This is a genomic window from Dietzia cinnamea NBRC 102147, assembly GCF_001571065.1.
In the GTDB taxonomy this organism is placed as follows: domain Bacteria; phylum Actinomycetota; class Actinomycetes; order Mycobacteriales; family Mycobacteriaceae; genus Dietzia; species Dietzia cinnamea.
Map to the genome: position 1 here is coordinate 1 of NZ_BCSW01000100.1, position 4,076 is coordinate 4,076.

A 4,076-nucleotide genomic window follows, 5' to 3' on the forward strand; every position below is an offset into this window, starting at 1 on the left:
TTTTACGAGACTCCGGTTGCTGGCGCTGTCGCTCGTCCTCTTCTGGGCCGATGGCGACTTTTGGTGTCTCGGAAACTTGCCTCGAGAGCGGTGTGAAGAACTCGTCGTCGCCGAAGATCTTCGTGAGGTGGAGGAAACGCGGGGCACACACGTATCGGATCGCAGCCAGGCGCACCTTCACGCCCGGGAGTTGATCGGCCAGGCTCGCGGCGATCGCTCGGCCCTCGCGGTACCAAGTAGCGGGATCGATGCCGTCGGCCCATTGCGGCAGGGCGAAACCTCCATTCGGCAGGCCGAGATTGGCGCTTGTCCCATCGTCATCTCGCCCATAGTCGAGGAAGCCACGGCGCCAGTCCTCGTTCCACTGCCGAAGTCGTTCCTCGAGTTCGACTGTAAGGCCGAGCGATCGTGGCGTGGAGAATCCCACGAACAGTCCGGGGCCGCGAAGCCGGGGCGGCTGGTGGTACGGCAGTCTCGCGTCCCATAAGCCCCACTCGACCCCGTACTCCGGCATGAGTTTCAGTTCCGCCGGCACATCCGGATCGGGCTCATTGCCGGGCATCCGCCAGCCATCCTCACGCGTGATCTGCCCGGTCAGCGCGCACACGTAATCCAGTTGATCAGCCGCCAGCTCGCACACCACAAGCTTCTCCGCACAGCAGAACACAAAGTGCTCCGGATAGTGCACCCAGGAGCTCGGCCAGTGCGTGGCCGCGGTCCAGCCAGGCCATCTCGTCGAATCCGTCCGACCACACAGGCTGATCAACCGGACGGTCACCGAGATGACGAAAGTTTGCCTTGAATTGACTGATCCAGTTCTCCACCTCGTTCTGCAGAGCCTGCGGGATCTGCAGATCTGCCGCCACGCCCTGGTTGTACCCGGGATGACCGGGAGGGAAAACGTCAGGGGATGCGGAGATGTAGGGCCGATAATTAATTACCGGATGCAGCGCGACATACCGGCGATCCAGTGGGCCCGGGTCTGAGGGAACCCGGCACGCCGCACGACACATGTGCGACGCACGCAGTCCATGGAAGGTTCCATCCGGCGAGACACGCATCAGCCGAGAATATCCCGCGAAGGCCTTGACTAGTCAGCGGCGAGAACTGGGGTTAGACCGCCGCGACGGTTCTCCGAAGACTCACCCCGGGCGCCTTGACTCAGTTCAGTCGAAGAGCACCCCTCCGAATCCGACCACCAGTGCCGCCAGCACGCCAACGGCGACACCAGCGGCAACAGCGTCCAACACAGGACCACGGCGCACGAGAACGCCCACCCCGGCTCCCGCCAGGCCGATCGCCACGATGCCGATGAAGAGCGAGAACACCGTCATGAACACGACCATCGAAAACGCCGCGGAAATCGCATCATCAACCGTGCCTCCGCTGACGCCCACCATGACGATCGGGAACTTCCACACCCAAGCCATCGCGCCCGCCGCTACCGGAGCCGTCACGACCGACAGCCCAGCGCTGATCAAAACGTTCCGGTCCTCTTTCTCCATCAACCGAAGGTAGCCCCTACTTGGCACGTGCCGCGGCGGCCGTCCCAGTTCTTTGGTTGTGGGACGGCGTCAATCGACCCGCTGTTTCAGGTTGTGAGTCGAAACGCACTACACATCGTGCTTGTTCACGAAGACCAGGTGCGCCGCCGAGAATGAAGGTCAGGGTTGATGACGCGGGCCGCTTGAATCAGTGCGATGGCCAGTAGTCCGTAGATCCACACCGAGTACGACCACGGGCTGTGGGTAACCACGCTGACGCGGGGGTCGTCTCTGGTCCAGTAGGTGCAGCGAACCCCGGCGGGGAGCAGTTCGTACCCATGGGACCAGTGGAGGTTGGTATGGAATGTGCTGGTCTGTTCCTGCGGGGGAAGCCGTTCGGGAGGAAAGCCGTCCGGCACGTGACCGTCACGAAGGGCGCAGGTATAGCCGGGGTAGTCGTTGTAGTCGTCACTGCCGGCGAAGCCGAGGAACGCGATCGCTCCGCAGATCGACAACACTGCAGAGACCGCGGCCGCGGTTCGTCTGGCGCCTTGCCCGGTCGCCTTGAAGGAAACCCAGACGATGAATGCCCAGAGCGCGAGCGACAGGGCTACCGGGGGCAACAGCGGAATCAGGAATGCCTCCACGGGTACCTCCTGGACGTCGTCGCGCAGTGCGTGGGCGGGACAGGGACAAGGGCGTCAGCTCTTGATGGCTACCGACGAGCCCGCTCATCTCGAGACCTCTCGATTGCAGCGCCCTGTGACACATTTCTGCCACAACTGTCTGGCAGCCCGGTGTAGAACTGCAGTGCCTACCGCGAGCGGGAATCGCGGTGCCACCGTCGCTACGACTGCGGCAGGTCGCGGACCAGCGGGACCACTTCCCACTGGGTTTCGCTTCGCACCTCCTCGACCAGATCCGGCCTTGTCGAGTAGACCTCAATCCATCCTGTCTCGGGTTGAACCTCGACGAACAGTGTCTCGCCCTCGGACCACAGGAAGGACGGTTCGGGATAGAGCGACGGGTCCGTGAGATCAGCGGGCGAGACCGCCACCAGCTGGTAGTCGTAGTCGCTGCCATAAGCGCTGTCGTCCACGATTTTGATGATGCGCGTGTCCTCGGGGTCTCCGATCGGATCACCCCACACCGTCCAGATCGCCGCCTTCCACCGCTGGACAGACGCGGTGCGAGAAAAGCGCTGCGCGATCTCGATGGCAGGACGCGCACTGCACCCAACCAGACGGTCCACATCCGTCGCCAAGTCCGGGGAGGTGGCGCTGTCGATCATCGCCGTCAAGCCGCGACGGGGCGGATACTGCGCACCCACCCGCTCAGCAACCTCACGCCATGAACACCACCCGGCCACGTCACGGCCCGCACGGAGCGTGATCGGACACAGGATCCGCACCCCGTGCGAAAAGAGTTCTCGAACCGCGCTCACGGTCCGGGCCTCGAGCAACGCTGCGATGCGCCCCTCGACTCCGCATGGCACCCATCCAGTCACGCCGGTAATCCCCCTCCGGGCGACCGTGCGCCAGTGAGCGCCGATCCGTACTTACGCAGGACAACCGGCGTCGCGATGCTCACCGCGAGGCCGCCCGCCTGGCGTCGACTGCCCGGTAGAGCGCCCAGATGATCAGCCCCACGACGGGCAGGAGGAACGCCACCATGAACCATAGGAACGTCTCGGGCCACGGCGCTGCACGGCGCCGTTCAGCGACGACGATCGCGACCGGGATCAGCAACCACACCAGGCCGGCGAGGAGCCATACGACGTCAAAGGCCAGCGGAATCACTGCATCCGCACTGCTTGCGGCGAAAGTAGTCATGTCGAGTCAGAGCCCCGTGATGCAGTAGTCGCGTTCAATACCAGCTGTCACTATCCCCCACTCACTGCCGCGAACCCGCTCCTGATGCCTGCGGAACGAAGCGGCGTCGTCGAAGACCTCCTCGACGCGCCACACCAGACGATCCTCGGTCCGGGTCACCGAGAACGACCTGCAGCCCTGCTCAGCTCGCGTCAACTCAACATGACATGGCAAGTGGGTGTCGACAAGAGCGGCTTCGCGTTCGTCGCGACACACCAATCGACCCTTCAGATGAACTTCGGTCACAAGTCCGGTATCGGCTGCCCCTCAAGCAGCACGCCCTTGAACAGCGCAACGGGCCGACCATCTGCGGTTACTGTGCGCGGTGCTGGAGGGCGCGATACAGGGTGGAGCGGCCTACTCCGAAATCTCGAGCGATCGCTGACGGCCCCTCCCCCGCCTCGATGCGGGCCCGGGCCTTGTCGACCTGCTCGTCAGTCAGGACGCGTTTGCGTCCCTTGTACTTGCCTTTCGCCTTGGCGATGGCGATGCCTTCGGCTTGGCGTTCTCGGATGATGGCCCGCTCGAACTCGGCGAACGCCCCGAGTAGCGAGAGCATCAGATCGGCGCGAGGATCCTGGACATCAGCAGCGTAGGTGGCCCGTTCGTGGACGAACTCCACACTCGCGCCCTTCGCGGTGACCTCGCCGACGATCTGCTTGAGATCAACCAGCGAACGAGCGAGACGGTCCATCGACGCAACAACCAGCTCGTCACCATT

8 protein-coding genes are annotated in these 4,076 nt (G+C 63.7%); all 8 read right to left on the reverse strand.

Annotated features, from left to right (window positions below):
• Window positions 1–640: hypothetical protein (locus DCI01S_RS16005; RefSeq protein WP_156482651.1), on the reverse strand; the 640-nt coding region annotated here is incomplete at its 3' end.
• Window positions 621–866 carry a hypothetical protein gene (locus DCI01S_RS17425; RefSeq protein WP_141764044.1) on the reverse strand — a complete coding sequence of 82 codons (246 nt, stop codon included), beginning with the start codon at window positions 864–866 and terminating at the stop codon, window positions 621–623. The genes DCI01S_RS16005 and DCI01S_RS17425, both read right to left, overlap by 20 nt.
• Before the next feature lie 300 nt (window positions 867–1,166).
• Window positions 1,167–1,505, reverse strand: coding sequence for a hypothetical protein (locus tag DCI01S_RS16010; protein ID WP_061230139.1), 339 nt, complete (start codon window positions 1,503–1,505; stop codon window positions 1,167–1,169).
• A gap of 125 nt (window positions 1,506–1,630) precedes the next feature.
• Complete coding sequence (locus DCI01S_RS16015; protein ID WP_061230140.1) at window positions 1,631–2,131, reverse strand: hypothetical protein; 501 nt, start codon at window positions 2,129–2,131, stop codon at window positions 1,631–1,633.
• 200 nt (window positions 2,132–2,331) lie between these two features.
• A complete protein-coding gene (locus tag DCI01S_RS16020) occupies window positions 2,332–2,991 on the reverse strand; it encodes a hypothetical protein (protein WP_156482652.1) in 660 nt (219 codons plus the stop codon).
• A 79-nt stretch (window positions 2,992–3,070) separates the two neighbouring features.
• Entirely contained in the window at window positions 3,071–3,316 is a 246-nt protein-coding gene (locus DCI01S_RS16025) for a hypothetical protein (RefSeq protein WP_156482653.1), read from the reverse strand.
• Between the two features lie 6 nt (window positions 3,317–3,322).
• The gene (locus DCI01S_RS16030; protein WP_061230143.1) at window positions 3,323–3,601 is read right to left on the reverse strand and encodes a putative quinol monooxygenase; all 279 of its coding nucleotides are present in this window, start codon (window positions 3,599–3,601) and stop codon (window positions 3,323–3,325) included.
• Window positions 3,602–3,668: 67 nt separating this feature from the next.
• The coding region (locus DCI01S_RS16035; protein ID WP_061230144.1) for a recombinase family protein at window positions 3,669–4,076 on the reverse strand (408 nt) is incomplete at its 5' end.

Bases quoted from the DNA above. Each gene is read 5' to 3' on its own strand.
- DCI01S_RS16025 (WP_156482653.1), bottom strand. From the start codon at position 3,316: ATGACTACTTTCGCCGCAAGCAGTGCGGATGCAGTGATTCCGCTGGCC.
- DCI01S_RS16010 (WP_061230139.1), bottom strand. From the start codon at position 1,505: ATGGAGAAAGAGGACCGGAACGTTTTGATCAGCGCTGGGCTGTCGGTC.